Raw genomic sequence first — 23964 nt, forward strand, 5'->3', positions numbered from 1 at the left:
GGCGTCGACACGGCGTGAAAAGGAGAACCATGGCAGAGCACGATGAGGGTGGCACCGACCTCGCCACCTCGTCGGCCACCGGGCACGGGAGTGCTCCGGCCGGCACCGCGGTCGTGACGCGGGACCGCGTCCAGGACCCGGGCCTCCCGCCGCACCGCCCCCGGATGACCGACGTCGACCCCAAGGTCGCGAAGCGGGCCGAGCGCACGGTCTACACGCTCTTCTACCTCTCCTTCGCGGGCTCGATCTTCGCGGTGGCCGCCTACATGGCGTTCCCGATCACGGAGAACATCGAGTCGGTCCGGCTGAACACGCTGTTCATCGGCCTCGGCATGTCGCTGGCACTCCTGGGCATCGGCATCGCCGCCGTCCACTGGGGCAAGCAGCTGATGTCCGACCACGAGGGCATCGACATCCGCCACCCCGTCCGCAGCGCGGAGGACACCCGTGCCCGCGCGCTCGAGATCTTCGACCAGTCCGACAAGGAGTCCGGCTTCGGCCGGCGCTCGCTGATCCGCAACAGCCTCATCGGCTCGCTGATCGTCTTCCCCCTGCCCGCCGTGATCCTGTTCCGAGGCCTCGGACCGCAGGACCAGAACCCCGTCGCCCTCCTCAAGACCACGATGTGGCGCGAGGGCACGCGGCTCACCCTGGACCCCTCCGGAGCGCCGATCCTCGCATCGGACGTCACGCTGGGCTCCGCCTTCCACGTCATCCCCGAGGGACTCGACGAGGTCGAGGGCAAGCTGGAGGAGAAGGCCAAGGCCGCCGTCCTCCTGATGCGCCTGAAGCCCGAGGACCTGACCGTCAGCGAGGGTCGCGAGACCTGGAACTACGACGGCATCGTCGCCTACTCCAAGATCTGCACGCACGTCGGCTGCCCCGTGGCGCTGTACGAGCAGCAGACCCACCACCTCCTGTGCCCGTGCCACCAGTCGCAGTTCGACATCAAGCGCGAGGCCGAGGTCATCTTCGGTCCTGCGAAGCGCCCGCTTCCGCAGCTCCCCATCACCATCGACGCCGACGGATACCTGGTCGCTCGCAGCGACTTCACGGAGCCGGTCGGACCATCCTTCTGGGAGCGATGACACACATGTCCACCACCACACCTTCCCGCCCCGCGGCGTCGCCCGCGGAGCCCGGCGACGGCGTCATCCTCGGCAGCGGCAAGCTGCAGAAGGGATACGTCGGCAAGGCCTCCAACTACATCGACGAGCGCACGAGCATCTCGGCGGTCGTCAAGGAGTTCGGCCGCAAGATCTTCCCGGACCACTGGTCGTTCCTCCTCGGCGAGGTCGCGCTCTACAGCTTCGTGATCATCCTGCTCTCGGGCACCTTCCTCACCTTCTTCTTCCAGGCCTCCATGGTCGAGACGCACTACGAGGGCAGCTACCTGCCGCTCAAGGGCATCGAGATGTCCGCGGCGATGGCCTCGTCGCTCGACATCTCGTTCGACATCCGCGGCGGCCTGCTGATGCGCCAGATCCACCACTGGGCGGCCCTGCTGTTCGTGGCCTCGATCGGCCTGCACATGCTCCGCATCTTCTTCACCGGTGCGTTCCGCAAGCCTCGCGAGATCAACTGGGTCATCGGCTTCGTCCTCTTCATCCTCGCGATGGCCGAGGGCTTCACCGGCTACTCCCTCCCGGACGACCTGCTCTCGGGCAACGGCCTCCGCATCATCGACGGCATGGTCAAGGGCATCCCGATCGTCGGCACCTGGGTCTCGTTCCTCCTCTTCGGCGGCGAGTTCCCCGGCACGGACATCGTCGGCCGCCTGTACACCCTGCACATCCTGCTGCTGCCGGCGCTGGTGCTCGCGTTCATCGCCCTGCACCTCGTGTTCGTGGTCGTCCACAAGCACACCCAGTTCCCCGGTGCGGGCAAGACCGAGCAGAACGTCGTCGGCTACCCGGTGCTCCCGGTCTACGCCGCCAAGGCCGGTGGATTCTTCTTCATCGTCTTCGGTGTCGTCGTCCTCATCGCCTCGCTGTTCACGATCAACCCGATCTGGAACTACGGCCCGTACGACCCCTCCCCCGTCTCCGCCGGCACCCAGCCCGACTGGTACATCGGCTTCGCCGACGGTGCCCTGCGTCTGGTCCCGCCGGGACTCGAGTGGGCGATCCCGGGCCTCGGCACGATCTCGTTCAACATCCTCCTGCCGCTCTCCGTGGTCGGGCTGTTCATCGTCGTCGTCCTGCTCTACCCGTTCCTCGAGGCCTGGATCACCGGTGACAAGCGCGAGCACCACCTGCTCGACCGCCCGCGCAACGCCGCGACCCGCACCGCGATCGGTGCCGCCGGAGTCACGTTCTACGCCGTCCTCTGGGCTGCGGCGTCCTCCGACATCATCGCGACGCACTTCCACCTCACGATGGAGGGCGTCATCCACGCCCTGCAGTTCCTCCTCTTCGCCGGTCCGGTCATCGCGTACTTCGTCACGAAGCGCATCTGCCTCGCCCTGCAGAAGAAGGACCGTGAGATCGCCCTGCACGGCTTCGAGTCCGGTCGCATCGTCCGCCTTCCCGGCGGCGAGTTCATCGAGGTGCACCAGCAGCTCGACGCGTACGAGCGCTGGAAGCTGGTCGGCCAGGAGGAGTACGAGCCCCTCATGATCCGCCCGGACTCCCGTGGTCGCATCACCGCCCCGGAGCGCGTGCGCGCCGGCCTCTCCCGCTGGTTCTTCGAGGACCGGATCACCCCCGTCACCCAGAAGGAGCTCGCGAGCTCGCACAGCGAGCACTGACTCCCTCTCCCGAAGGGCCCGGACGCACAGCGTCCGGGCCCTTCGTCGTCCCCAGTTCGACCACCCCTCACAGAGCGCAGAACACCACCGATCGAGCGGCACCCCCGCACAGCAGAGCCCGCCCCCTCCTGCTGATCGAGTAGCCCGCACAGCGGGCGTATCGAGATCCACCACCGTCAGAACGCGAGTCTGCAGACCCGCCCTCCTGAGGACCCCTGGTCTCGATACGCCCCTACGGGGCTACTCGACCAGCATGGAGAGCACGGCCGCCCTCATGCTGATCGAGTCGCCCGCACAGCGGGCGTATCGAGGTCCACCATCGTCAGAACGCGAGTCTGCAGACCCGCCCTCCTGAGGTCGCCGGGTCTCGATACGCCCCTGCGGGGCTACTCGACCAGCAAGAACAGCACCGCCGCGCTCCTGCTGATCGAGTAGCCCGCACAGCGGGCGTATCGAGATCCACCACCGTCAGAACACGACTCTGCAGACCCGCCCTCCTGAGGACCCCGGGTCTCGATACACCCCTGCGGGGCTACTCGACCAGCATGGACAGCACCGCCGCCCTCATGCTGATCGAGTAGCCCGCACAGCGGGCGTATCGAGATCCACCACCGTCAGAACACGACTCTGCAGACCCGCCCTCCTGAGGAAGCCGGGTCTCGATACGCCGCTGCGGGGCTACTCGACCAGCATGAAGGGTGCTCCGCCCTTCGAGACTCTCCGGAACGGACGCAGGCAGTCGGCTGAGGCCCGTGACGGGTCCGTTCGCGGCCCAGCGATAGCACGAGTGGACTCGGGGCGGCCTCAGGGGGCCCTTCAGAGCCCGTTTCACGCCCGTTCGCGGTGTCGGGACGCCCGAGGCAGACCACAGACGCCCGCACCCGCCCCGCGGGCGCCCTCGCCCCACGCGAAAGGGCCGGGTGCCGGAGGTCGAAACCTCCTGCACCCGGCCCTCGGAGCCGTGCAGTCCGCCTAGCGGGCGAAGTACCCGCGGTAGTACTCGTACACCCAGCCGGCGATGGCGACCAGGAAGAGGCCGACCGCGATGTAGGTGATCCAGAAGCCGACCGCGAGGCCGAGGAAGGCCAGCGCGGCGGAGCCGCCGAGGATCAGCGGCCACCAGCTCCACGGGCTGAAGAAGCCCAGCTCGGGGTCTCCGTCGTCGATGTCGGCGTCGAGGCGGTCCTCGGGCAGCTCGGCGCCCTGGGCCTTGTGCACCCGGCCGACGTAGAAGGCGATGAAGCCGCCCAGCACCGACGAGAGCGCGATGCCCACGGTGCCGACCCACTCGACCTGGCCGGTGTCGATCAGCGACCAGAGGATGTAGGTGACGTCCGCGAGGAGGAAGAACCCGGCGAGCAGCCAGAACAGATTGACGTTGGCGCGCATGGCCCTACTTCACCGTGCCTTCGGACTTGTCGTACGTGGGGGCGTCCGGAGCGTCCTTCGCCGGGCCGATGCCGACGGGGATGCCGGCCTCGGGGTGGTTGAGGTCGAAGGCCGGAGCCTCGCTGCGGATGCGCGGGATGGAGGTGAAGTTGTGCCGGGGCGGCGGGCAGGAGGTCGCCCACTCGAGCGAGCGAGAGAAGCCCCACGGGTCGTTCACGGTGACCTTCGGCGCCTTGCGGGCCGTGATGTACACGTTGAGGAAGAACGGGATGAGCGAGACCGCGAGGATCATCGCGCCGATCGTCGACAGCTGGTTCATCCAGGTGAAGCCGTCCTCGGGCAGGTAGCTCGCGTAGCGGCGGGGCATGCCCACGACTCCGAGCCAGTGCTGGATGAGGAAGGTGGTGTGGAAGCCGATGAACAGCAGCCAGAAGTGCCACTTGCCCAGGGTCTCGTTCAGCATCTTGCCGGTCCACTTGGGCCACCAGAAGTAGAAGCCCGAGAACATCGCGAACACGACGGTGCCGAACACCACGTAGTGGAAGTGCGCGACGACGAAGTACGAGTCGGACACGTGGAAGTCCAGCGGCGGCGAGGCGAGGATGACGCCGGTGAGGCCACCGAAGGTGAAGGTGATCAGGAAGCCGATCGCCCAGATCATCGGGGTCTCGAACGTCACCGATCCGCGCCACATGGTGCCGATCCAGTTGAAGATCTTCACGCCGGTCGGGACCGCGATGAGCATCGTCATCAGCGAGAAGAACGGCAGCAGGACCGAGCCGGTGACGTACATGTGGTGCGCCCACACGGTCACGGACAGGGCGGCGATCGCGATGGTCGCGTAGATCAGCGTCTTGTAGCCGAAGATCGGCTTGCGGCTGAAGACCGGGAAGACCTCGGAGACGATGCCGAAGAACGGCAGCGCGATGATGTACACCTCAGGGTGGCCGAAGAACCAGAACAGGTGCTGCCAGAGCAGCACGCCGCCGTTGGCCGCGTCGTAGATGTGCGCATCGAACACGCGGTCGGCACCGAGGGCGAACATCGCCGCCGCGAGGACCGGGAAGGCCAGCAGCACGAGGATCGACGTCACCAGGATGTTCCAGGTGAAGATCGGCATGCGGAACATCGTCATGCCGGGGGCGCGCATCGTGATGATCGTGGTGATGAAGTTCACCGCACCGAGGATCGTGCCGAAGCCGGACAGTGCCAGGCCGAAGACCCAGAGATTGCCGCCGAGCCCTGGCGAGAACGTCGTGCTCGAGAGTGGCGCGTAGGCGAACCAGCCGAAGGACGCGGCGCCCTGCGGGGTGATGAAGCCGGCGACCGCGATCAGCGAGCCGAAGCTGTAGAGCCAGTACGCGAACGCGTTGAGTCGCGGGAACGCGACGTCCGGGGCGCCGATCTGCAGCGGCATGAGGACGTTGGCGAAGCCCGCGAAGAGCGGCGTCGCGAACATCAGCAGCATGATCGTGCCGTGCATGGTGAAGAGCTGGTTGTACTGCTCGCGGGTCTCGACCACGGCGAGGCCGGGCTCGAAGAGCTGGGCGCGGATGACCAGGGCCATCACGCCCGCGATGCAGAAGTAGATGAACGAGGTGATCAGGTACATGTACCCGATGACCTTGTGATCGGTGGACGTCATCCAGCGAACGAGGACGTTCGCCTTGCGCTCGACCGGCGGTGTGCCGAATGAGCGGGACGGGGCGGGTGCTGTGGCGGTGCTCATGCTCCCTCTACTCCTCGTTCTCGGTGCGGGCCGGCGCGCCGGTACCGGGCAGGTTGCTGTTGCGGTCGTACTCGGCGCCGAGCTGGCCGGTCTGGCCCGCGTCGCGCAGCGACTGGATGTAGTCGTCGTACTCGCCCTGCGAGACGACCTTCACGTTGAAGAGCATCGCGGAGTGGTACTCGCCGCAGAGCTCGGCGCACTTGCCGGCGTAGGTCCCCTCCTTGAGCGGCGTGACGTACATGTAGTTCGTCTTGCCGGGGATCATGTCCTTCTTGTAGAGGAAGTCGACGACCCAGAAGGAGTGGATGACGTCGCGGGCGTCGAGCTGGATCTTGATCTTCTGGTTCACCGGCAGGTAGAGCGTCGGCACCTCGGACTCGACCAGCGAGCCGGCGCCGTCGGCGCTGTCCTCGTACTGGCCCTGGATGCCCGCGGAGTAGACGTCCTCGTCGACGTAGTTGAAGTCCCACGCCCACTGCTTGCCGTAGACCTGGATGGTCTCGTCCGGGTCGTCGTAGGCCTGCTCGATGGCGGCCTGGTCGCGCGCGGTGAAGGCGAAGAAGCCGATCACGAGGATCAGCGGCACGATCGTGTAGAAGATCTCGATCGGCATGTTGTAGCGCAGCTGCACCGGGAGGCCGGTCTGGCCCTTCCGGCGGCGGTAGACGACGACCGCCCAGATCGTCAGGCCCCAGGTGATGACACCCACGGCGAGCAGGACGATCCAGGAGGTGACCCAGAGTCCGATGACCCGGTCGACGTGGTTCGTCGTGCCGGGTTCAGTGGGGAGCCAGCCCTGCAGCTGCTCCTGCGTGCAGCCCGCGAGGACGAGGGCGAGAGCTCCTGCGACGGGTACTGCGACCCATCGGCGGAGACGGCGATTGAAGCGCACCGGTGACCTTTCGGAAGACTGGGGACCAGTTCACACGAAACTGTATTAGACCGGCCCTAGCCTACCCGCCGTCGTCGGCAGGGAGTGCACCGGCACCCGCTCTTGACCTCTCGCCGAAGTGGTGCTGCAACGGCGAACGGCGCCCGGCCGCCCGCCGGAGCAGGGAGTCGGGCGCCGTTCGAGCGGGCCGTGCGGCGTGTCGCCGCGGGTGATCAGTGGAAGCTGTCGCCGCAGGCGCAGCTGCCGCCGGCGTTGGGGTTGTCGATGGTGAAGCCCTGCTTCTGGATGGTGTCCTCGAAGTCGATCGAGGCGCCGTCGAGGTAGGGGACGCTCATCTTGTCGACGACGAGGCCGACGCCCTCGAACTCGACCGCCGCGTCGCCGTCGAGCGTGCGCTCGTCGAAGTAGAGCTGGTAGATCAGGCCGGAGCAGCCGCCGGGCTGGACGGCGACGCGCAGGCGCAGGTCGTCGCGGCCCTCCTGCTCGAGGAGGCTCTTCACCTTCGCGGCGGCGACGGGGGTCATCGAGACGCCGTGCGCCGCGGTGGTGGTGCTGGCGGTCAGTGTCGTGTCGGACATGTCACTCCTCGGTGGGATCGGTCGGAACGGAGCCGAGCGGGAACAGAGCTGGCGGGATCGGACGGCGTGCTGCCGACGATTCTACGGTGGCAACCCGGGCGCGGGCCGGGCTATTCCGAATCGCTCAGGCCCGGTGCTCGGCGGCGCGCAGCAGGAACAGCGCCTCCGTCTGCGCCGCGCGCTGGAAGACGCCGAGGTGGAGGGACTCGTTCGGGCTGTGCGCGCGCGAGTCCGGGTCCTCGACACCGGTGACCAGGATCTGCGCGTCCGGGAACTCGCGCACGAGGTCGGCGATGAAGGGGATGCTGCCGCCGACGCTGGTCTCCAGCGGCGCGCGGCCCCAGGCGTCGGCCATCGCCTGCTCGACCAGGCCGACGGCCCAGCCCGAGGTGTCGACCAGGAAGGGCTCCCCCGTGTCGACGTCGGCGATCTCGAGGTGGGCGCCGAACGGGGCGTGCGCCCGCAGGTGCCGCTCGAGGGCGGTGAAGCCCTCCTGCGCCTCCTGGCCGGGAGCGATGCGGGCGCTGATCTTGACCCGCACCGACGGGCTGAGGGTGTTGGAGGCGTCCACCACGCTGGGTGCGTCGATGCCGGTGACCGTGATCGACGGCTTCGACCAGATCCGGGAGAGGAGGGGACCGGAGCCGATCGGCGAGACCCCGTCGAGGAGGCCGGAGTCGCGGCGCAGGTCCTCCTCGGTGGTCTCCGGAACCGCACCGTCGTGCTCGGTGAGCCCGGCGACCGCGACCGAGCCGTCCTCGTTCCAGAGCGTGTCGAGGAGGCGGATCGTCGCGAGCATCGCGTCGGGCACCGCGCCGCCGAGCATGCCGGAGTGAGAGGCGTGGTCGAGGGTGCGGACGGTGAGGGTCAGCGTGACGTTGCCGCGCAGGCCCACGGTGAGCGAGGGGGTGTCGATGTCCCAGTTGTCGCTGTCGGCGACCACGATCACGTCGGCCCGCAGCGCGTCGTGGTGCTCGCGGAGGAAGGTCGGGAACGAGCGGGAGCCGAACTCCTCCTCGCCCTCGATGAAGAGCACGAGGCCGAGGTCGTGGTCGTCGCCCGCCACCCGGCGCAGGGCCCGGACCGCGGCGAGGTGCGAGACCGCGCCCGCCTTGTCGTCCGCGGCACCGCGGCCGTAGAGACGGTCGCCGCGCACGGTCGGCTCGAACGGCGGCGTCTCCCACGCCTCCTCCGCCCCCTGCGGCTGGACGTCGTGGTGGGCGTAGAGCAGGACGGTGGGTGCGCCGTTGCGGGCGGCCCGCGTCGCGAGGACGGCGGGCTGACCGAGGAGGTCGGAGTCGCCGATGGTGGAGCTGCGGATCGAGACCTCGTCGAAGACACCCGTCTCCCGGGCGAGCTCGGCGATCGCCTCGGCGCTGGCGGCGACGCGGGTGGCGTCGAAGCCGTCCCAGGAGACGGAGGGGATCCGGACGAGCCGGCCCAGCTCGCCGAGCGAGCGGGGCAGGTCGTCGCGCACGGCGGCGAGCACCTCCTCCTCGGCGGCGGACAGGGTGGAGGACGGAGTCGGAGCGTCGTGAGCCATGGAGGTAATCTTAAGAGACCCTCGATTCCAAGGACGTTCCCCTGTGGCCAAGCACCCGATCGCACCCGACACCCCCGACGACGCCGACGTGACGGCCATCGGGAAGGGCCGGCCGACCCCGACGCGCCGCGAGCAGGAGCTCGCCCGCAAGCGTCCGCTGGTCGTGACCGACCGCAAGCAGGCCGCGCGGGACGCCCGCTCGAAGACCGCGGAGCTGCGCGAGCAGGCCCGCGTCGGCATGGCCGCCGGCGACCAGCGCTACCTGCCGGTGCGCGACAAGGGCCCGCAGCGCAAGTACGTCCGCGACTACGTCGACGCGCGCTTCAGCTTCGGCGAGTTCCTCATCCCGGTGATGGTCGTCGTGCTGCTGATCAGCTTCTTCCCGCAGCCCGAGCTCGCCTCGCTCACCCTGATCATCCTGTGGGCGTTCTTCCTGCTCGCCGTCCTCGACTGCATCCTGCTGGGTCGCCGCCTCAAGAAGAAGCTCGCCGAGCGCTTCGGCGGCGCCGACAAGGTCGAGAAGGGCATCCCGTGGTACGCCGCGATGCGCGCCCTGCAGCTGCGCGTGATGCGCCTGCCCAAGCCTCAGGTCAAGCGCGGAGCGTTCCCGGCCTGACCCGGCGGCACGAACCGGGCCGGCAGAGGCCGGACCGGTCCCGGCGGTGTCGGACTACGCGGCGCGCAGCCTGGCGAGTCCGCGGTTGATCTGACGGCCCCAGAGCGGGCCGCGGAAGACGAACGCCGAGTAGCCCTGCACCAGCGTCGCGCCGGCGTCGAGCCGCTCCTGCACGTCCTCCGCGGTGTCCACTCCCCCGACGGAGATCACGCAGAACTCCGCAGGGACGACACCGCGGATGACCTGCAGCACCTCGAGTGCGCGCGCGGCGAGCGGGGCGCCGGAGAGCCCGCCCGCTCCAGCGCGCTCGACGACGGCGCGGTCGGTGCGCAGTCCCTCGCGGGACAGGGTGGTGTTCGTGGCGATGACGCCGGCGAGGCCGAGGCGCACCGCGAGCTCGGCGACGCGGACGACCTCCTCGTCCGAGAGGTCCGGCGCGATCTTGACGAGCAGCGGAGTCGTGTCCGCCGCCTCGGCGACCGCGGCGAGCAGCGGCTCGAGCTTGTCGATCTCCTGCAGGCCGCGCAGACCCGGGGTGTTCGGCGAGCTGACGTTGACGACCAGGTAGTCGGCGAGCGGCGCGAGCATCCGGGCGCTGACCAGGTAGTCCTCGACCGCGTCGTCGACGTCGACCACCCGGCTCTTGCCGATGTTGACGCCGATCACGGGGCGGCCCCGGGCACTGCGCAGGCGGGCGAGGCGACCGGCCGCCGCGCGGGCGCCGTGGTTGTTGAAGCCCATCCGGTTGATCAGCGCGCGGTCGGCGATCAGCCGGAAGAGCCGCGGGCGGTCGTTGCCGGGCTGGGCGCGGGCGGTCAGCGTGCCCACCTCGACGTGGCCGAAGCCGAGCGCGCCGAGACCGAGCACGGCGGTCGCGTCCTTGTCGAAGCCGGCGGCCACGCCGAACGGCGTCCGGAAGCGCAGGCCGAGCGCCTCGACCGAGAGGTCGGCGCGCGGCACGGTGAGCCGGCGGACGAGCGGGGCGACGGGGCCGAGCGCCTGGATCACCGGGAAGGCGAGGTGGTGCGCCCGCTCGGGATCGAGGCGCGTGAGCACGGTGGAGAACAGCAGCGGGTACACGGCGGCCCTCACAGCTCGTCGGCGGTGTGCAGGGCGGCGGGGCGCTCGGCGCGCAGCAGGGCGATCGCCGACTCGAAGTCGTCGAGGGAGTCGAACGCCTGGTAGACGCTCGCGAAGCGCAGGTAGGCGACCTCGTCCAGCTCGCGGAGGGGGACGAGGATGGCGAGCCCGATGTCGTTCGCGTCGATCTGCGAGGCGCCGGTGGAGCGGAGGTTCTCCTCGACCCGCTGGGCGAGCACGGCGAGGTCGGTGTCGGTCACCGGGCGGCCCTGGCAGGCCTTCCGGACGCCGCTGACGATCTTCTCGCGGCTGAACGGCTCCACGACTCCGCTGCGCTTGATCACGACGAGGCTCGCCGTCTCGGTGGTGGAGAAGCGGCGGCCGCAGGACGGGCACTGGCGGCGGCGGCGGATGGAGAGGCCGTCGTCGCTGGTGCGCGAGTCGATCACGCGGGAGTCGGGGTGCCGGCAGAAGGGGCAGAACATCTCGGGTGCCTCTCGAGGTCAGGCGAAGCGGGCGTCGACGGCGTCGCCGTGCGCGGGGAGCGCCTCGGCGTCGCTCAGCGCGCGGATGTGCGGGGCGACCCGCTGCAGGGCGGCGCGGTCGTAGGAGACGAGCTGCTGCGGGCGGAGGAAGGTGTGCGCGCCGAGACCGGAGGAGAAGCGCGCCTGCCCGAGGGTCGGCAGCACGTGGTTGGAACCGGCCAGGTAGTCGCCGAGGCTCACCGGGGTGGTCGGGCCGAGGAAGACGGCACCGGCGTCGTGGATCCGCTCGGCGGTGGCCTCGGGGTCGACGGTGTGCAGCTCGAGGTGCTCGGGGCCGTAGGCGTCGCTGAACGCGCAGGCGATCTCGAGGTCGTCGACGATCACGAGGGCCGACTGCGGGCCGGAGAGGGCGATGCGGACGCGCTCGGAGTGCTGGGTGCGCGCGGCCTGCTCGACGATCTCGCGGCCGACGGCCTCGGCGAGGGCCGGATCGTCGGTGACGAGGAGGGCGGAGGCGGCCTCGTCGTGCTCGGCCTGGCTGACCAGGTCGGCGGCGATCAGGCGCGGGTCGGCGCTGGAGTCGGCGATGACGAGGATCTCGGTGGGTCCGGCCTCGGAGTCGATGCCGACCTGGCCGAGCACCTGGCGCTTGGCGGTGGTGACCCAGACGTTGCCGGGGCCCGTGATGATGCTGACCGGGTCGACGCCGAGGGAGTCGACGCCGTAGGCGAGGGCGGCGACCGCTCCCGCGCCGCCCATGGCGTAGACCTCGTCGACGCCGAGGAGCCCGGCGGCGGCGAGGATCGTCGGGTGCACGGAGCCGCCGAACGCCTTCTGCGGCGGCGAGGCGAGCGCGACGGAGCCGACGCCGGCGACCTGGGCGGGCACGGCGTTCATGATCACACTGGAGGGGTAGACGGCCTTGCCGCCGGGGACGTAGAGGCCGGCGCGGCCGACGGGCTGCCAGCGCTGGGTGACGGTGGCGCCGTCGTCGAGCACCGTGGTGCGGGCCGGCGGGATCTGCGCGGCGCTGGCCTTGCGGACGCGGACGATCGCCTCCTCGAGGGCCGCACGGATCGCGGGGTCGAGGTCGCGGACCGCCGCGGCGATCTCCTCAGCGGGCACGCGCAGGTGCGGCGGGCGGACGCCGTCGAGGCGCTCCGCCTGCTCGAGCAGCGCCTCGGCGCCGCGCGCGCGGACGTCGGCGATCAGCTCGGCGACGACGGGCCCGACGGCGGCGGAGGTGCCCGGATTGCGCGGAACGAGGGCGAGGAGCTCGGCGGCGGACGGACGTCGCCCCCGCAGATCGAGAGTCTGAATCATGGCCGCCCCAGCCTACCGGCCGCGCTCGCGCCGCTCCCCCGCGGGCGCCTCCCGCGCCGTCCGAGCGCGATCTCGAGACGCCACCCGCACGCCGGTCACCGGGTCTCGATACGCCGCTGCGCAGCTGCTCGACCAGCATGTGCAGCGCGCGCCGCGTCGGCGCGGCTCAGTACAGGCAGTTCGGACCCAGCAGGCTCTTCAGCTCGCCGAAGAGGTCCGGGGTGATCCGGACCGGGAACGGGACCTCGAAGACGCGGGCCGTGTCGCCCTTGATCAGCTTCAGGCGGACCTCGGTGCGGCCGGAGTGGCGGATGAGCACGTCGCTGAGCTGCGAGACGGTGTCGGTCGTCGCGCGCGACTCCGGCATCGAGACGGTCAGCGGCCCGGAGTCGCCGTCCTGGCTCATCTCGGGGGCGAAGAGGCTGAACGCGTGCAGGTTCATGCCGTCGTCGCGCATGCTGACGCGGCCGCGGACGACGACGATGGAGTCGTTCGTCAGCGCCGGAGCGAACTCCTGGTACGCCTTGCCCATGAACATGCAGGTGATCTCGCCGCCGAAGTCCTCGACCTGGATCATCCCGTACTGGTTGCCGGAGGCCTTCGCCATCCGGTGCTGCACGCTCGTGACGAGTCCGGCGACGACCACCGTCTCGCCGTCGCCGATCGACTCCGAGACCAGGAGGTCGGCGATCGTCGTGCTGTAGTGCTTGGCCAGCTCCGTCTCGAGCCCGGCGAGCGGGTGGTCGGAGACGTAGAGGCCGAGCATGTCGCGCTCGAAGGCGAGCTTGTCCCGCTTGGCCCACTCCGGCCGGGTCGGCACCTGGATCGCGGCCTGCGGCTCGTCCCAGAGGCTGTCGAAGTCGAACCCGACCTGGCCGTTGGCCTCGTTGCGCTTCTCCCCGACGGCGGCCTCGACCGCGTCCTCGTGCACCTCGACGAGCGCGCGCCGGGTCGAGCCGAGCGAGTCGAACGCGCCCGCCTTGATCAGCGACTCGATGGTGCGCTTGTTCGCGACCGGGAGCGGCACCTTGCGGAGGAAGTCGTGGAACGACTCGAAGCGCCCCTTCTCCTCCCGGGCGACCCGGATGCCCTCGACGACGTTGGTCCCGACGTTGCGGACGGCACCGAGGCCGAAGCGGATGTCGGGCCCCACGGCGGTGAAGAAGCCGATCGACTCGTTGACGTCCGGCGGCAGCACCTTGATGCCCATCCGCCGGCACTCGTTGAGGTAGGCGGCCATCTTGTCCTTGGAGTCGCCGACGCTGGTGAGCAGCGCGGCCATGTACTCCGCGGGGAAGTGCGCCTTGAGGTAGGCGGTCCAGTAGGAGATGACGCCGTACGCGGCCGAGTGCGCCTTGTTGAACGCGTAGTCGGAGAAGGGCAGCAGGATGTCCCAGAGGGTCTTCACCGCGGCCATCGAGTAGCCGTTGTCGGCCATGCCGCCGGAGAAGCCCTCGAACTGCTTGTCCAGCTCGGACTTCTTCTTCTTGCCCATCGCGCGGCGGAGCAGGTCGGCCTGCGCCAGCGTGAAGCCCGCGAGCTTCTGCGCGATCGACATCACCTGCTCCTGGTAGACGATCAGCCCGTAGGTGCCGCCGAGCACCTCGGCGAGCGGCTCCTCGAGCTCCGGGTGGATCGGGGTGATCTCCTGGACGCCGTTCTTCCGCAGCGCGTAGTTGGTGTGCGAGTCGGCACCCATAGGGCCCGGCCGGTAGAGCGCGAGGACCGCGGAGATGTCCTCGAAGTTGTCGGGCTTCATCAGGCGCAGGAGCCCGCGCATCGGCCCACCGTCGAGCTGGAAGACGCCGAGCGTGTCGCCGCGGGCCAGCAGCTCGTAGGCGGCCGGGTCGTCGAGCGCGAGGTCCTCGAGGACGAGGTCCTGACCGCGGTTGGCACGGATGTTGTCGAGCGCGTCGTCGATGATCGTGAGGTTCCGCAGCCCCAGGAAGTCCATCTTGATCAGGCCGAGCGACTCGCAGGCGGGGTAGTCGAACTGCGTGACGATCTGGCCGTCCTGCTCCCGCTTCATGATCGGGATGATGTCCTTGAGCGGGTCGCTCGACATGATCACGCCGGCCGCGTGCACGCCCCACTGCCGCTTGAGGTTCTCCAGGCCAAGGGCCGTCTCGAAGACGAGCTTCGCCTGCGGGTCCTCGGCGATGACGTTGCGGACGTCGAGCGCCTCCTTGTACCGCGGGTGCTCGGGGTCGTTGATCCCGGTGAGCGGGATGTCCTTGCCCATGATCGCGGGCGGCATCGCCTTGGTGAGCTTCTCACCCATTCCGAACGGGAAGCCGAGCACGCGCGAGGCGTCCTTGAGCGCCTGCTTCGCCTTGATCGTGCCGTAGGTGACGATCTGGGCGACGCGCTCGTCGCCGTACTTGTCGGTGACGTAGCGGATGACCTCGCCGCGGCGACGGTCGTCGAAGTCGACGTCGAAGTCGGGCATCGAGACGCGGTCGGGGTTGAGGAAGCGCTCGAAGATCAGGCCGTGCTTCAGCGGATCGAGGTCGGTGATCTTCATCGCGTAGGCGGCCATCGAGCCGGCTCCGGAGCCGCGGCCCGGGCCGACGCGGATGCCGTTGCGCTTGGACCAGTTGATGAAGTCGGCGACGACGAGGAAGTAGCCCGGGAAGCCCATCTGCAGGATGACGCGGGTCTCGTAGTCGGCGCGGTCCCGCACCTCCTGCGAGATGCCGTCCGGGTAGCGCTCGTTCAGCCCGGCCTCGACCTCCTTGACGAACCAGGTGTCCTCGGTCTCCCCCTCGGGGACGGGGAAGCGCGGCATGTAGTTCGCGGAGGTGTCGAACTGCACGTCGCAGCGCTCGGCGATCAGCAGGGTGTTGTCGCAGGCCTCCGGGTGGTCGCGGAAGACCTGGCGCATCTCGCGCGGGGACTTGAGGTAGAACTCGTCCGCGTCGAACTTGAAGCGCTTGGGGTCGTCGAGCGTGGTGCCCGACTGCACGCAGAGCAGCGCCGCGTGCGAGGTGGCGTCGTGCGCGTGGGTGTAGTGCAGGTCGTTCGTCGCCACCAGCGGCAGATCGAGGTCCTTCGCCAGCCGGATCACGTCGCCGATGACGCGGCGCTCGATCTCGAGGCCGTGGTCCATGATCTCGGCGAAGTAGTTCTCCTTGCCGAAGATGTCGCGGTAGTCGGCGGCCGCCTGCCGCGCCTCCTTGTACTGCCCGAGGCGCAGACGCGTCTGCACCTCGCCGCTCGGGCAGCCGGTGGTCGCGATGAGGCCCTCGGAGTGCTCGGCGAGGATCTCGCGGTCCATCCGGGGCTTGAAGTAGTAGCCCTCGATCGAGGCGCGCGAGGAGAGCCGGAAGAGGTTGTGCATGCCGGTCGTCGTCGAGCTCAGCAGCGTCATGTGCGTGTAGGCGCCCGAGCCGGAGACGTCGTCGCCGCCGCCGTCGCCCCAGCGGATCCGGGTCTTGTCCGAGCGGTGCGTCCCGGGGGTGATGTACGCCTCGGTGCCGATGATCGGCTTGATCCCCGCCGCCGTCGCGGTGCGCCAGAAGTCGAAGGCGCCGAACACGTTGCCGTGGTCGGTGACGGCGATCGCCGGCATGCCCTCCTCCACCGCCGCGTCGATCAGCGGCTTGACCCGGGCGGCACCGTCGAGCATCGAGTACTCGCTGTGCACGTGCAGGTGGACGAAGGAATCGTTACTCGGCAAAGGATGCGCCTCCGACGGACTGCGGGCAGGGAGACCGAAAGTCTACCCGCGTCACTCCCCGCGGAGGACGTCCAGCGCGTGCGCGAGGTCGTCCGGGTAGGTCGCCTCGAACTGCACCCACTCCCCCGTGCCCGGGTGGGTGAAGGCCAGCCGCACGGCGTCCAGCCACTGCCGGGTGAGGCCGAGGCGCTTGGAGAGCGTGGGATCGGCCCCGTACATCGCGTCGCCCACGCAGGGGTGGCGCTGGGCCGCCATGTGCACGCGGATCTGGTGCGTCCGGCCGGTCTCGAGCCGGATCTCGAGGAGCGAGGCGAAGGGGAACGCCTCGATCGTCTCGTAGTGCGTGACCGAGGGCTTGCCGTCGGCGCGGATCGCGAACTTCCAGTCCGAGGAGGGGTGACGTCCGAGCGGCGCGTCGATCGTGCCGGTCAGCGGATCGGGGTGCCCCTGCACGACGGCGTGGTAGATCTTCTCGACCAACCGGTCGTGGAAGGCGCGCTTGAGGTGGGTGTACGCGCGCTCGGACTTCGCGACGACCATCAGGCCGCTCGTGCCGGCGTCGAGGCGGTGCACGATGCCCGCGCGCTCGGCGGCGCCGGAGGTCGAGATCGTGAAGCCGGCCGCGGCGAGGGCGCCGAGCACGGTCGGGCCCTCCCAGCCGACGGCCGGGTGCGCCGCGACCCCGACGGGCTTGTCGATCACCACGATGTCGTCGTCGTCGTGGACGATCCCCAGATCGGGGACCGCGATCGGGACGATGCGCGGCTCCTCGCGGGGACTCCACTCGACGCTGAGCCAGGCGCCCGCGGCGACGCGGTCGCTCTTGTCGAGCACCCGGCCGTCGGCGGTGACGCCGCCGGCGTCGATGACCTCGGCGGCGAAGGTGCGCGAGAAGCCGAGGAGCTTGCCGACGGCCGCGTCGGCGCGGAGGCCGGCGAGTCCGTCGGGGACGGGCAGCGAGCGGGACTGCACCATCAGGCGCCGCCGCGCGGCTCGGAGTCGATCGCCGCGGTGCTGTCGGTGTCCGCACCGTCCTCCGCGGCGGCCTGCTCGGCCTTCCGCGAGGAGCGCGTGCCGTCGAGGTTCACGCCGCGCAGGCTGAGGATCACGAAGAGCCCCATCGCCGTGCAGATCGCGATGTCGGCGACGTTGTAGATCGCCGGCAGCAGCCACGGCGTGTAGAGGAAGTCGACCACGTGGCCGAGACCGAACGACGGCTCGCGGAAGAGCCGGTCGAACAGGTTGCCGAGCGTGCCGCCGAGCAGCAGGCCGAAGAACAGCGCCCACGCCGTCGAGCGGATGCGCCGGGAGAACCAGATCACGGCGACGACCACGCACGCGGCGATGATCGAGAAGATCCAGGTGGAGCCGCTCGCGAGCGAGAACGCGGCTCCGGGGTTCTTCACGTAGTGCAGGATCAGCACGTCGCCGAGGACGTGCACGTCCTCACCGAGCGTGAGCCCGGTGCTGACGAGGTGCTTCGCGGTCTGGTCGATCGCGAACACCGCGAGCGCAACGAGGCCGAGGGTGACGAGCACCCTCGGCCTGACGTTCGCTGCGGTGGTGCTACGCCCCAAAGCCGGGGAACGAGGACGACTCGGCCGACACCGGCTGGGTGTCGAGGTCGCGGAGCTGGCCCTCGATGTAGCTCTTCAGCTTCTGGCGGTACTCGCGCTCGAAGGTGCGGAGCTCGTCGATGCGGTGCTCGACCGTCGCGCGCTCCTCCTCGAGCTTCGCGACCTGGGCACGCTGCTTGGCCTCGGCCTCGGCGACGATGCGCGCGGCGGTGGCACGGCCCTCGGCGACGAGAGCGTCGCGCTTGTCGGCACCCTCGCGGACGTGCTCCTCGTGGAGACGGCGCGCGAGCTGCAGGAGTCCACTGGAGCTCTCGGCCTCGTCGACCGGAGCCGACTGCGAGGCGGCGGGAGCGGCCTGGGCGGGAGCCGGGGTGGGCTCCGGCTCGGGCTCGGGCTCCGGCTCGGGAGCCGGGGTCTCGTCGACCACGGGAGCGGGGGCCGGCATGGACGCGACGGGGGCGTCCATCGGCCGCGAGTCACCGGAGGAGAGGCGCTGGCGCAGCTCCTCGTTCTCCTGGTTCAGGCGGCGGAGCTCCACGACGACCTCGTCGAGGAAGTCGTCGACCTCGTCCTGGTCGTATCCCTCGCGGAACTTCGTCGGCTGGAACCGCTTGTTGACAACATCTTCGGGAGTGAGCGCCATGGCTTTCCACCTTCGATTTCAAGTAGGTACACGTTCAAGAACGTTCGGCTGGAGCTAGCAACGACTAAAGCTAGCAACTGGGAGCGCGCGGCGCAGTGCGGGCACAGCGGAGCACGTCCGATCGACGCCAACGATACAGGGGACGCGGGCGACCCGTGCACCGCCGGGCATCAGACGCGCTGGAGCCAGGTGGCGATGTACATGCCCACGATGACGCAGAGCATGGTGAGGCTCCAGCCGAAGTCGAGGGCGATCGGGCCGATCGAGACCGGCTTGATCACGCGGCGGAAGAAGGAGATCGGCGGATCCGTGACCGTGTAGACGGTCTCGGCCGCCACGAGTCCCACGCCGCGGGGGCGCCATTCGCGGCGGATCACCCGGACGAGATCCAGGACGAACCGCGCCCACATGGCGAAGAAGTACAGCAGGAGCGCGAAGTAGAGGACGCTCGCGAAGAGCGAGATGACGGAGCTCACCGAACGACAGGGCTCCCGGGATCAGGACTTCGCGAAGAACGACGCGTCGGCGTCGCTCTCGGCGGAGGCCGAATCGCCCGCGACCGTGATGTGCGACGGGGAGAGGAGGAACACCTTGCTCGTGACGCGCTCGATGCGGCCGTAGAGGCCCTGCGAGAGGCCGCTGGCGAAGTCGATCAGGCGGCGCGCGTCGGCGTCGCTCATCTGCGAGAGGTTGATGATGACGGGGATGCCGTCGCGGAAGTTCTCCGCGATCACCTGAGCGTCGCGGTACTGCTTGGGGTGGACGGTGAGGATCTCGTTCATCTCAGCGTGTGCCGTCGCCTTCGGGGTCTGGGGGGTGGGCTTGCGGAGCGGGGTGACCGTCGCGCGGGGCTGCTGCGGGGTCGGCTCGACCGGCGGGACCGGCTGGACCGGGGAGACCGGGGCGCGGTGCGCTGTCGCGGGGGCCGCCTCGACGGTCTCGGCACGCTCGTACTCGACCTCTTCGTCGGCGAGTCCGAGGTACACCATCGTCTTCTTCAGCGGGTTGGCCATCAGTGTCCTCCGTGTTGTCGTCGCACCCACAGCTGGGTCACGACGAGGCTACGGGCGGGCGGGCCGATTGCCGGTGATTGCCGACCCGATTCGCAGGTGTGTCGCACCCTCGGCGATCGCGTCGGCGAAGTCGTTCGACATGCCGGCGGAGATGCCGGTCGCTCCGGGGTCGATCGAGCGGACGCGCTCCGAGATCGCCCGCAGCCGCGCGAAGGCCGGGCGGGGCTCCTCGCCGAGCGGAGCGACGGCCATCACGCCGCGCAGGGCGAGCCCCGCGGCGGCCGCGAGGGCCTCCGCGAGCGGCTCGACCTCGCCGAGGGCCGCTCCCCCGCGGTCGGGGTCGTCGGTCAGATTGACCTGCAGGAACACGTCGAGCGGCACCTGCCCGGGCTCCGGCGGGCCGACGTCGAGCAGCGGCACGAGGGCGAGCCGGTCGACGGAGTGGATCGAGCTCGCGTAGCGGCGCACCTGGCGCGCCTTCTTGCTCTGCAGCTGGCCGATGTAGTGCCAGCGCGCGGGCGTGTCGGCGAGCTCGGCCGCCTTCTCCTGCGCCTCCTGGTGGCGGTTCTCGCCGAAGTCGGCGACGCCGAGCTCGAGGAGGTCACGCAGGAGGGAGACGGGGTGGTACTTGGTGACCACGATCGTGGTCAGCTCCGACGGGTCGCGACCGGCCGAGCGGGCGGCGTCGGCGACCTGCTCGGTCACCGAGGCCCAGCGCTCGGCCAGCTCGCGATCCACCACGGCGGCGACTACTTGAGGAAGTCGGGGATGTCGAGGTCGCTCTCGTCGTCGTCGAACGACGGATCGGCGACGGGAGCCGGCGCGGCGACGGGGGTGCTCGACCAGATCGACCCGGCCGACGGCGCGGCGACCGGGGCCGGGGCGGGCTCGGACGACGCCTCCGCGGGCAGGCTCTGCTGCGGGCGCGGCGCGGCGACGGCCGCGGGACCGGTCGCACCGGGCTCACCGCCGTCGAAGCCCGCCGCGATCACGGTGACGCGCACCTCGTCGCCGAGGGTGTCGTCGATCACGGCACCGAAGATGATGTTCGCCTCGGGGTGCACGGCCTCCTGGACCAGGCGCGCCGCGTCGTTGATCTCGAAGATGCCGAGGTTCGATCCGCCCTGGATGGAGAGCAGCACGCCGTGCGCGCCGTCGATGCTCGCCTCGAGCAGCGGGGACGCGACGGCCAGCTCGGCCGCCTTGATCGCCCTGTCCGCCCCGCGCGACGAGCCGATGCCCATCAGCGCGGAGCCGGCGCCCTGCATGACCGACTTGACGTCGGCGAAGTCGAGGTTGATCAGGCCCGGGGTGGTGATCAGGTCGGTGATGCCCTGGACACCGGCGAGCAGCACCTGGTCGGCCGTGGCGAACGCCTCGAGCATCGAGATGCCGCGGTCGCTGATCTCGAGGAGGCGGTCGTTCGGGACGACGATGAGGGTGTCGACCTCGTTCTTCAGGGTCGCGACACCCGCCTCGGCCTGGGTCTGGCGGCGGCGGCCCTCGAAGCCGAAGGGCTTCGTGACGACACCGATGGTGAGCGCGCCGATCGACTTCGCGATGCGTGCCACGACGGGCGCGCCGCCGGTGCCGGTGCCGCCGCCCTCGCCCGCGGTGACGAAGACCATGTCGGCGCCCGCGAGCACCTCCTCGATCTCCTCCGCGTGGTCCTCGGCGGCGCGGCGGCCGACCTCGGGGTCGGCGCCGGCGCCGAGTCCGCGGGTCAGCTCGCGGCCGACGTCGAGCTTGACGTCCGCGTCGCTGAGGAGCAGCGCCTGCGCGTCGGTGTTGATCGCGATGAACTCGACGCCGCGGAGGCCGAGCTCGATCATGCGGTTGACGGCGTTGACGCCGCCACCGCCGATGCCGACGACCTTGATCACGGCGAGGTAGTTCTGGTTTGAAGTCACGTGTCCGGCCTCCGGGCTGAACCTTAAACCTGTAGTTGAGGCTTAAAGTTATGCTGAGTATGCATTTGGGGTGTGGGCTCGACGGTAGGCGGAGTGCGCGCCGCGCTGCGACAGACACGCCCGCAATCGGAAAAGAGCCGCGCGGATCCGTCCGGCGCGCCACTCATCGCCGGGCGACGACGGCGGCCTCGGGCGAGGAGACGTCGTAGGAGGCGACCGACGCGGGGTCCGTCGCCGCCATCAGCTTCTCCAGGACGACGGCCTTGAGCGCGGAGTCGTCCGACCCGCCCCAGAAGACGACGGCGCCGTCCGCGAGGGTCAGGGAGACGTCGTCCCCCGTGGTCGCGGCCGCCGAGGCGACCTGGCTCTCGAGCGACTCCGGCAGGGTGAGCAGCACCCGGGCGGTCGCGCGGAACGCCGCTCCCGAGGCGGAGCCGGTCGGCGTGCTGAGCAGCGGGTAGCCCTCCTGCGCGGCCGGCGCCGTCTCGATCACCACGCCCGCCGGGTCGACGAGGTCGAACTCCGCGCCGTCGGCGATCACGCCGACCGGGGTCCGCTCGACGACGCTGACGATGAGCGTGCTCGGCGGTCGCGTCTGCACGGAGTAGCTGCGCACCAGGGGGTAGCTGCCGAGCACCCGCCCAACGGCGGCGCGGTCCACCAGCGTGAGCGGCACCCCGACCTGGTCGGCGAGCGAGCTCTGGATGTCCTCGGCGCTGACGCGCTGGGTCCCGGTGATCTCGATCGTCTTGACGGCCATCAGCGGCGAGTAGGCCGCGACCGCGACCACCAGGGCGAGGACGACGAGCGAGCCGGCCGTGACCAGGGCGATGGTGCGGCGGCGGCGTGCGCGCTTGGTGAAGCGGCGGACCTCGCCGCGCTCGAAGCGCCGGCGCTCCCGAGCCGCCTTCGCGAGCGCGCGACCCTCCGACCCGGGCAGCGGGAGTCCCCGGAGCCGGGACAGCGGCGTCCTCCGCGGCTCGGCCGCCGTCCCGGGCGGAGTCCTCTCCGACTCGGCCGGGGCGGGCTCGGCACGCACGGGTACCGCCTTCTCGGACGTCACCTTCTCAGGTGCGAGCTTCGCGGGTGCGACCTTCGCCGGTGCGGCCTTCGCCGGTCTCCCGGCCTCCGCCGCCTTCTCCGCCTTCATCCGCTCGGCCTGCAGCTTCCCCGCCGCGCTCCGGGGAGCGGACGGCACCCGCAGTGACGCCGGCGTCGTCAGCCGGATCGGCTCGGTGGGGTGCTCGTCGTCGCCGGACGGACGCGACTGCGCCGGCGGAGGGCTCGCCGGACGAGCGGGCGCGGAACGCACTCCGCTCGGCGGCCGCACGCCGTCCGGCCGCTTCATCGCGCGACCGGCGCGACCTCGCTCGCGCCGAGCGACTCGAGCAGCTGCGGGATGATCCGGTAGACGTCACCGCAGCCGAGGGTGATCACGAAGTCGCCCTCGCGCGCGATCTCCGCGGTGCGGCGGGACGCCTCCTGCCAGTCGGCGAGGAACGAGACGTGCGAGGGGTCGGCGAACTTCTCGCTGACCAGCGCGCCGGTGACGCCGGGCTCGGGGTCCTCGCGCGCGCCGTAGACGTCGAGCACGATCGTCTCGTCGGCGTAGGTCTCCAGCGCCTCGGCGAACTCGCGGGCGAAGAGCCGGGTGCGGCTGTAGAGGTGCGGCTGGTGCACGGCGATGATCCGGCCGGTGCCGACGACGGTCCTCGCGGCCGACAGGGCGGCGGCGACCTCGGTGGGGTGGTGCGCGTAGTCGTCGTAGACGCTCACGCCGCGCACGGCGCCGTGCAGCTCGAAGCGGCGCTCGGTGCCGCCGAACCCGGAGATCGCGGCGAGGGCCGGAGCCGGTTCGAAGCCGAGGCCGACGAGCACGGCGAAGGCGCCCGCCGCGTTGATCGCATTGTGGCGGCCCGGGATGCGCAGGCGCGTCGTGTAGCGGCGGCCCTCGTACTCGACCGTGAAGCCGACCGGGCCGACCAGCTCGAGATCGACCACGCGGACGTCGGAGCCCTCCGCTTCACCGAAGGTCAGGACCTTCGGTCCGTCGATGCGGCGGGTGACGCTGACGGCGCCGGGGTCGTCGGAGGAGATGACGACCAGCTCGCGCGCGCTCGAGGTGAAGGTGACGAACGCCTCCTCGAACGCCTCGAGCGAGCCGTAGTGGTCGAGGTGGTCCGGGTCGACGTTGGTGACGAGGGACACCGCGGTGTCGTAGAGCAGGAAGCTGCCGTCGGACTCGTCCGCCTCGACGACGAAGACCTCGCCGGAGCCGGCCGCGGAGGAGGTGCCGAGGCCCTCGATGATCCCGCCGTTGACGAAGCTGGGGTCGGCGTCGAGGCCGAGCAGACCGGTGACGATCATGCCGGTCGAGGTGGTCTTCCCGTGTGCGCCGGCGACGGCGACGAGGCGCTTGCCGCGGACGAGCCAGGCGAGCGCCTGCGAGCGGTGCAGGACGGGCAGGCCGCGCTCCTTCGCCAGCAGGTACTCGGGGTTGTCCGGCCAGAGCGCCGACGTGACGACGACGGCCTCGGCATCGCCGAGGTGCGCCGCGTCGTGCCCGATGGCGACCGGGATGCCGAGCTCGCGGAGCTGCTCGATCGGGTGCGACTCGCGCACGTCGGAGCCGGTGACGCGGTGACCGGCGCGGTGGAACAGCCGCGCGATCCCGCTCATCCCCGAGCCGCCGATGCCGATGAAGTGAACCGAGCCGAGCTCGTCGGGGACGGTGATGCCGAGGTCGGGCTTGATCACG

Annotated in this window: 21 protein-coding genes; 3 read left to right on the forward strand and 18 right to left on the reverse strand. The window is 70.3% G+C overall.

Translation table 11 applies throughout. The features are described 5' to 3' along the window. The first annotated feature begins 29 nt into the window (after window positions 1-29). Window positions 30-1088: a ubiquinol-cytochrome c reductase iron-sulfur subunit gene (locus EDF45_RS09220; protein WP_123735879.1), complete on the forward strand. Its 1059-nt coding sequence runs from the start codon at window positions 30-32 to the stop codon at window positions 1086-1088. A gap of 5 nt (window positions 1089-1093) precedes the next feature. Next, window positions 1094-2749, forward strand: a complete 1656-nt coding sequence (locus EDF45_RS09225) for a ubiquinol-cytochrome c reductase cytochrome b subunit (RefSeq protein WP_123735880.1) — start codon at window positions 1094-1096, stop codon at window positions 2747-2749. 972 nt (window positions 2750-3721) lie between these two features. Here the strand turns inward: EDF45_RS09225 and EDF45_RS09230 are convergent. The 5 genes from EDF45_RS09230 to EDF45_RS09250 all read right to left on the reverse strand — a co-directional run bounded on the left by EDF45_RS09230 (window position 3722) and on the right by EDF45_RS09250 (window position 8880). Further along, window positions 3722-4138 (reverse strand): cytochrome c oxidase subunit 4, encoded by a 417-nt coding sequence (locus EDF45_RS09230; RefSeq protein WP_123446154.1) that lies wholly within the window; start codon window positions 4136-4138, stop codon window positions 3722-3724. Between the two features lie 4 nt (window positions 4139-4142). Then, window positions 4143-5867, reverse strand: coding sequence for a cytochrome c oxidase subunit I (ctaD, locus tag EDF45_RS09235; RefSeq protein WP_123446153.1), 1725 nt, complete (start codon window positions 5865-5867; stop codon window positions 4143-4145). A 7-nt stretch (window positions 5868-5874) separates the two neighbouring features. After that, window positions 5875-6759, reverse strand: coding sequence for a cytochrome c oxidase subunit II (gene coxB / locus EDF45_RS09240; protein WP_123446152.1), 885 nt, complete (start codon window positions 6757-6759; stop codon window positions 5875-5877). Between the two features lie 212 nt (window positions 6760-6971). Next, window positions 6972-7337, reverse strand: coding sequence for an iron-sulfur cluster insertion protein ErpA (gene erpA / locus EDF45_RS09245; RefSeq protein ID WP_123446151.1), 366 nt, complete (start codon window positions 7335-7337; stop codon window positions 6972-6974). A 124-nt stretch (window positions 7338-7461) separates the two neighbouring features. Beyond that, complete coding sequence (locus EDF45_RS09250; RefSeq protein WP_123735881.1) at window positions 7462-8880, reverse strand: dipeptidase; 1419 nt, start codon at window positions 8878-8880, stop codon at window positions 7462-7464. 43 nt (window positions 8881-8923) lie between these two features. Between EDF45_RS09250 and EDF45_RS09255 the strand changes: the two genes are divergently transcribed. Continuing rightward, window positions 8924-9496 (forward strand): DUF3043 domain-containing protein, encoded by a 573-nt coding sequence (locus tag EDF45_RS09255; protein WP_243582539.1) that lies wholly within the window; start codon window positions 8924-8926, stop codon window positions 9494-9496. Between the two features lie 54 nt (window positions 9497-9550). Here EDF45_RS09255 and EDF45_RS09260 read toward each other — a convergent pair whose 3' ends face one another. From EDF45_RS09260 to murC, 13 genes are all read right to left on the reverse strand, one after another. Then, window positions 9551-10576 carry a quinone-dependent dihydroorotate dehydrogenase gene (locus tag EDF45_RS09260; protein WP_123735883.1) on the reverse strand — a complete coding sequence of 342 codons (1026 nt, stop codon included), beginning with the start codon at window positions 10574-10576 and terminating at the stop codon, window positions 9551-9553. Between the two features lie 8 nt (window positions 10577-10584). Then, window positions 10585-11061, reverse strand: coding sequence for a transcriptional regulator NrdR (gene nrdR, locus EDF45_RS09265; protein ID WP_123446147.1), 477 nt, complete (start codon window positions 11059-11061; stop codon window positions 10585-10587). Between the two features lie 18 nt (window positions 11062-11079). Continuing rightward, entirely contained in the window at window positions 11080-12384 is a 1305-nt protein-coding gene (gene hisD / locus EDF45_RS09270; protein ID WP_123735884.1) for a histidinol dehydrogenase, read from the reverse strand. Window positions 12385-12550: 166 nt separating this feature from the next. Then, window positions 12551-16012 carry a DNA polymerase III subunit alpha gene (gene dnaE, locus EDF45_RS09275; protein WP_243587312.1) on the reverse strand — a complete coding sequence of 1154 codons (3462 nt, stop codon included), beginning with the start codon at window positions 16010-16012 and terminating at the stop codon, window positions 12551-12553. A gap of 102 nt (window positions 16013-16114) precedes the next feature. Continuing rightward, window positions 16115-17035, reverse strand: a complete 921-nt coding sequence (locus EDF45_RS09280; protein ID WP_123736007.1) for an RluA family pseudouridine synthase — start codon at window positions 17033-17035, stop codon at window positions 16115-16117. 2 nt (window positions 17036-17037) lie between these two features. Beyond that, the gene (gene lspA / locus EDF45_RS09285; protein ID WP_123735886.1) at window positions 17038-17601 is read right to left on the reverse strand and encodes a signal peptidase II; all 564 of its coding nucleotides are present in this window, start codon (window positions 17599-17601) and stop codon (window positions 17038-17040) included. 28 nt (window positions 17602-17629) lie between these two features. Then, window positions 17630-18283 (reverse strand): DivIVA domain-containing protein, encoded by a 654-nt coding sequence (locus EDF45_RS09290; RefSeq protein ID WP_123735887.1) that lies wholly within the window; start codon window positions 18281-18283, stop codon window positions 17630-17632. 170 nt (window positions 18284-18453) lie between these two features. Next, window positions 18454-18759, reverse strand: coding sequence for a YggT family protein (locus tag EDF45_RS09295; RefSeq protein ID WP_260300677.1), 306 nt, complete (start codon window positions 18757-18759; stop codon window positions 18454-18456). A gap of 21 nt (window positions 18760-18780) precedes the next feature. Further along, window positions 18781-19296: a cell division protein SepF gene (locus tag EDF45_RS09300; RefSeq protein ID WP_123446142.1), complete on the reverse strand. Its 516-nt coding sequence runs from the start codon at window positions 19294-19296 to the stop codon at window positions 18781-18783. 48 nt (window positions 19297-19344) lie between these two features. Continuing rightward, complete coding sequence (locus tag EDF45_RS09305; RefSeq protein ID WP_260312094.1) at window positions 19345-20037, reverse strand: YggS family pyridoxal phosphate-dependent enzyme; 693 nt, start codon at window positions 20035-20037, stop codon at window positions 19345-19347. Window positions 20038-20045: 8 nt separating this feature from the next. Then, window positions 20046-21206 carry a cell division protein FtsZ gene (gene ftsZ, locus EDF45_RS09310; protein WP_123704523.1) on the reverse strand — a complete coding sequence of 387 codons (1161 nt, stop codon included), beginning with the start codon at window positions 21204-21206 and terminating at the stop codon, window positions 20046-20048. A gap of 163 nt (window positions 21207-21369) precedes the next feature. Further along, window positions 21370-22554, reverse strand: coding sequence for an FtsQ-type POTRA domain-containing protein (locus EDF45_RS09315; protein ID WP_123741015.1), 1185 nt, complete (start codon window positions 22552-22554; stop codon window positions 21370-21372). Further along, window positions 22551-23963 carry a UDP-N-acetylmuramate--L-alanine ligase gene (gene murC, locus EDF45_RS09320; RefSeq protein ID WP_123735889.1) on the reverse strand — a complete coding sequence of 471 codons (1413 nt, stop codon included), beginning with the start codon at window positions 23961-23963 and terminating at the stop codon, window positions 22551-22553. The genes EDF45_RS09315 and murC overlap by 4 nt, the downstream gene beginning before the upstream one ends. Window position 23964 lies beyond the last annotated feature (1 nt).

It is taken from the genome of Rathayibacter sp. PhB186, assembly GCF_003751825.1.
In the GTDB taxonomy this organism is placed as follows: Bacteria; Actinomycetota; Actinomycetes; order Actinomycetales; family Microbacteriaceae; genus Rathayibacter; species Rathayibacter festucae.

Bases quoted from the DNA above. Each gene is read 5' to 3' on its own strand.
- EDF45_RS09315 (WP_123741015.1), bottom strand. From the start codon at position 22,554: ATGAAGCGGCCGGACGGCGTGCGGCCGCCGAGCGGAGTGCGTTCCGCG.
- EDF45_RS09225 (WP_123735880.1), top strand. From the start codon at position 1,094: ATGTCCACCACCACACCTTCCCGCCCCGCGGCGTCGCCCGCGGAGCCC.
- erpA (WP_123446151.1), bottom strand. From the start codon at position 7,337: ATGTCCGACACGACACTGACCGCCAGCACCACCACCGCGGCGCACGGC.
- EDF45_RS09290 (WP_123735887.1), bottom strand. From the start codon at position 18,283: ATGGCGCTCACTCCCGAAGATGTTGTCAACAAGCGGTTCCAGCCGACG.
- EDF45_RS09250 (WP_123735881.1), bottom strand. From the start codon at position 8,880: ATGGCTCACGACGCTCCGACTCCGTCCTCCACCCTGTCCGCCGCCGAG.
- EDF45_RS09230 (WP_123446154.1), bottom strand. From the start codon at position 4,138: ATGCGCGCCAACGTCAATCTGTTCTGGCTGCTCGCCGGGTTCTTCCTC.
- EDF45_RS09300 (WP_123446142.1), bottom strand. From the start codon at position 19,296: ATGGCCAACCCGCTGAAGAAGACGATGGTGTACCTCGGACTCGCCGAC.
- hisD (WP_123735884.1), bottom strand. From the start codon at position 12,384: ATGATTCAGACTCTCGATCTGCGGGGGCGACGTCCGTCCGCCGCCGAG.
- EDF45_RS09220 (WP_123735879.1), top strand. From the start codon at position 30: ATGGCAGAGCACGATGAGGGTGGCACCGACCTCGCCACCTCGTCGGCC.
- ctaD (WP_123446153.1), bottom strand. From the start codon at position 5,867: ATGAGCACCGCCACAGCACCCGCCCCGTCCCGCTCATTCGGCACACCG.
- nrdR (WP_123446147.1), bottom strand. From the start codon at position 11,061: ATGTTCTGCCCCTTCTGCCGGCACCCCGACTCCCGCGTGATCGACTCG.
- dnaE (WP_243587312.1), bottom strand. From the start codon at position 16,012: ATGCTCGACGGTGCCGCCCGGGTCAAGCCGCTGATCGACGCGGCGGTG.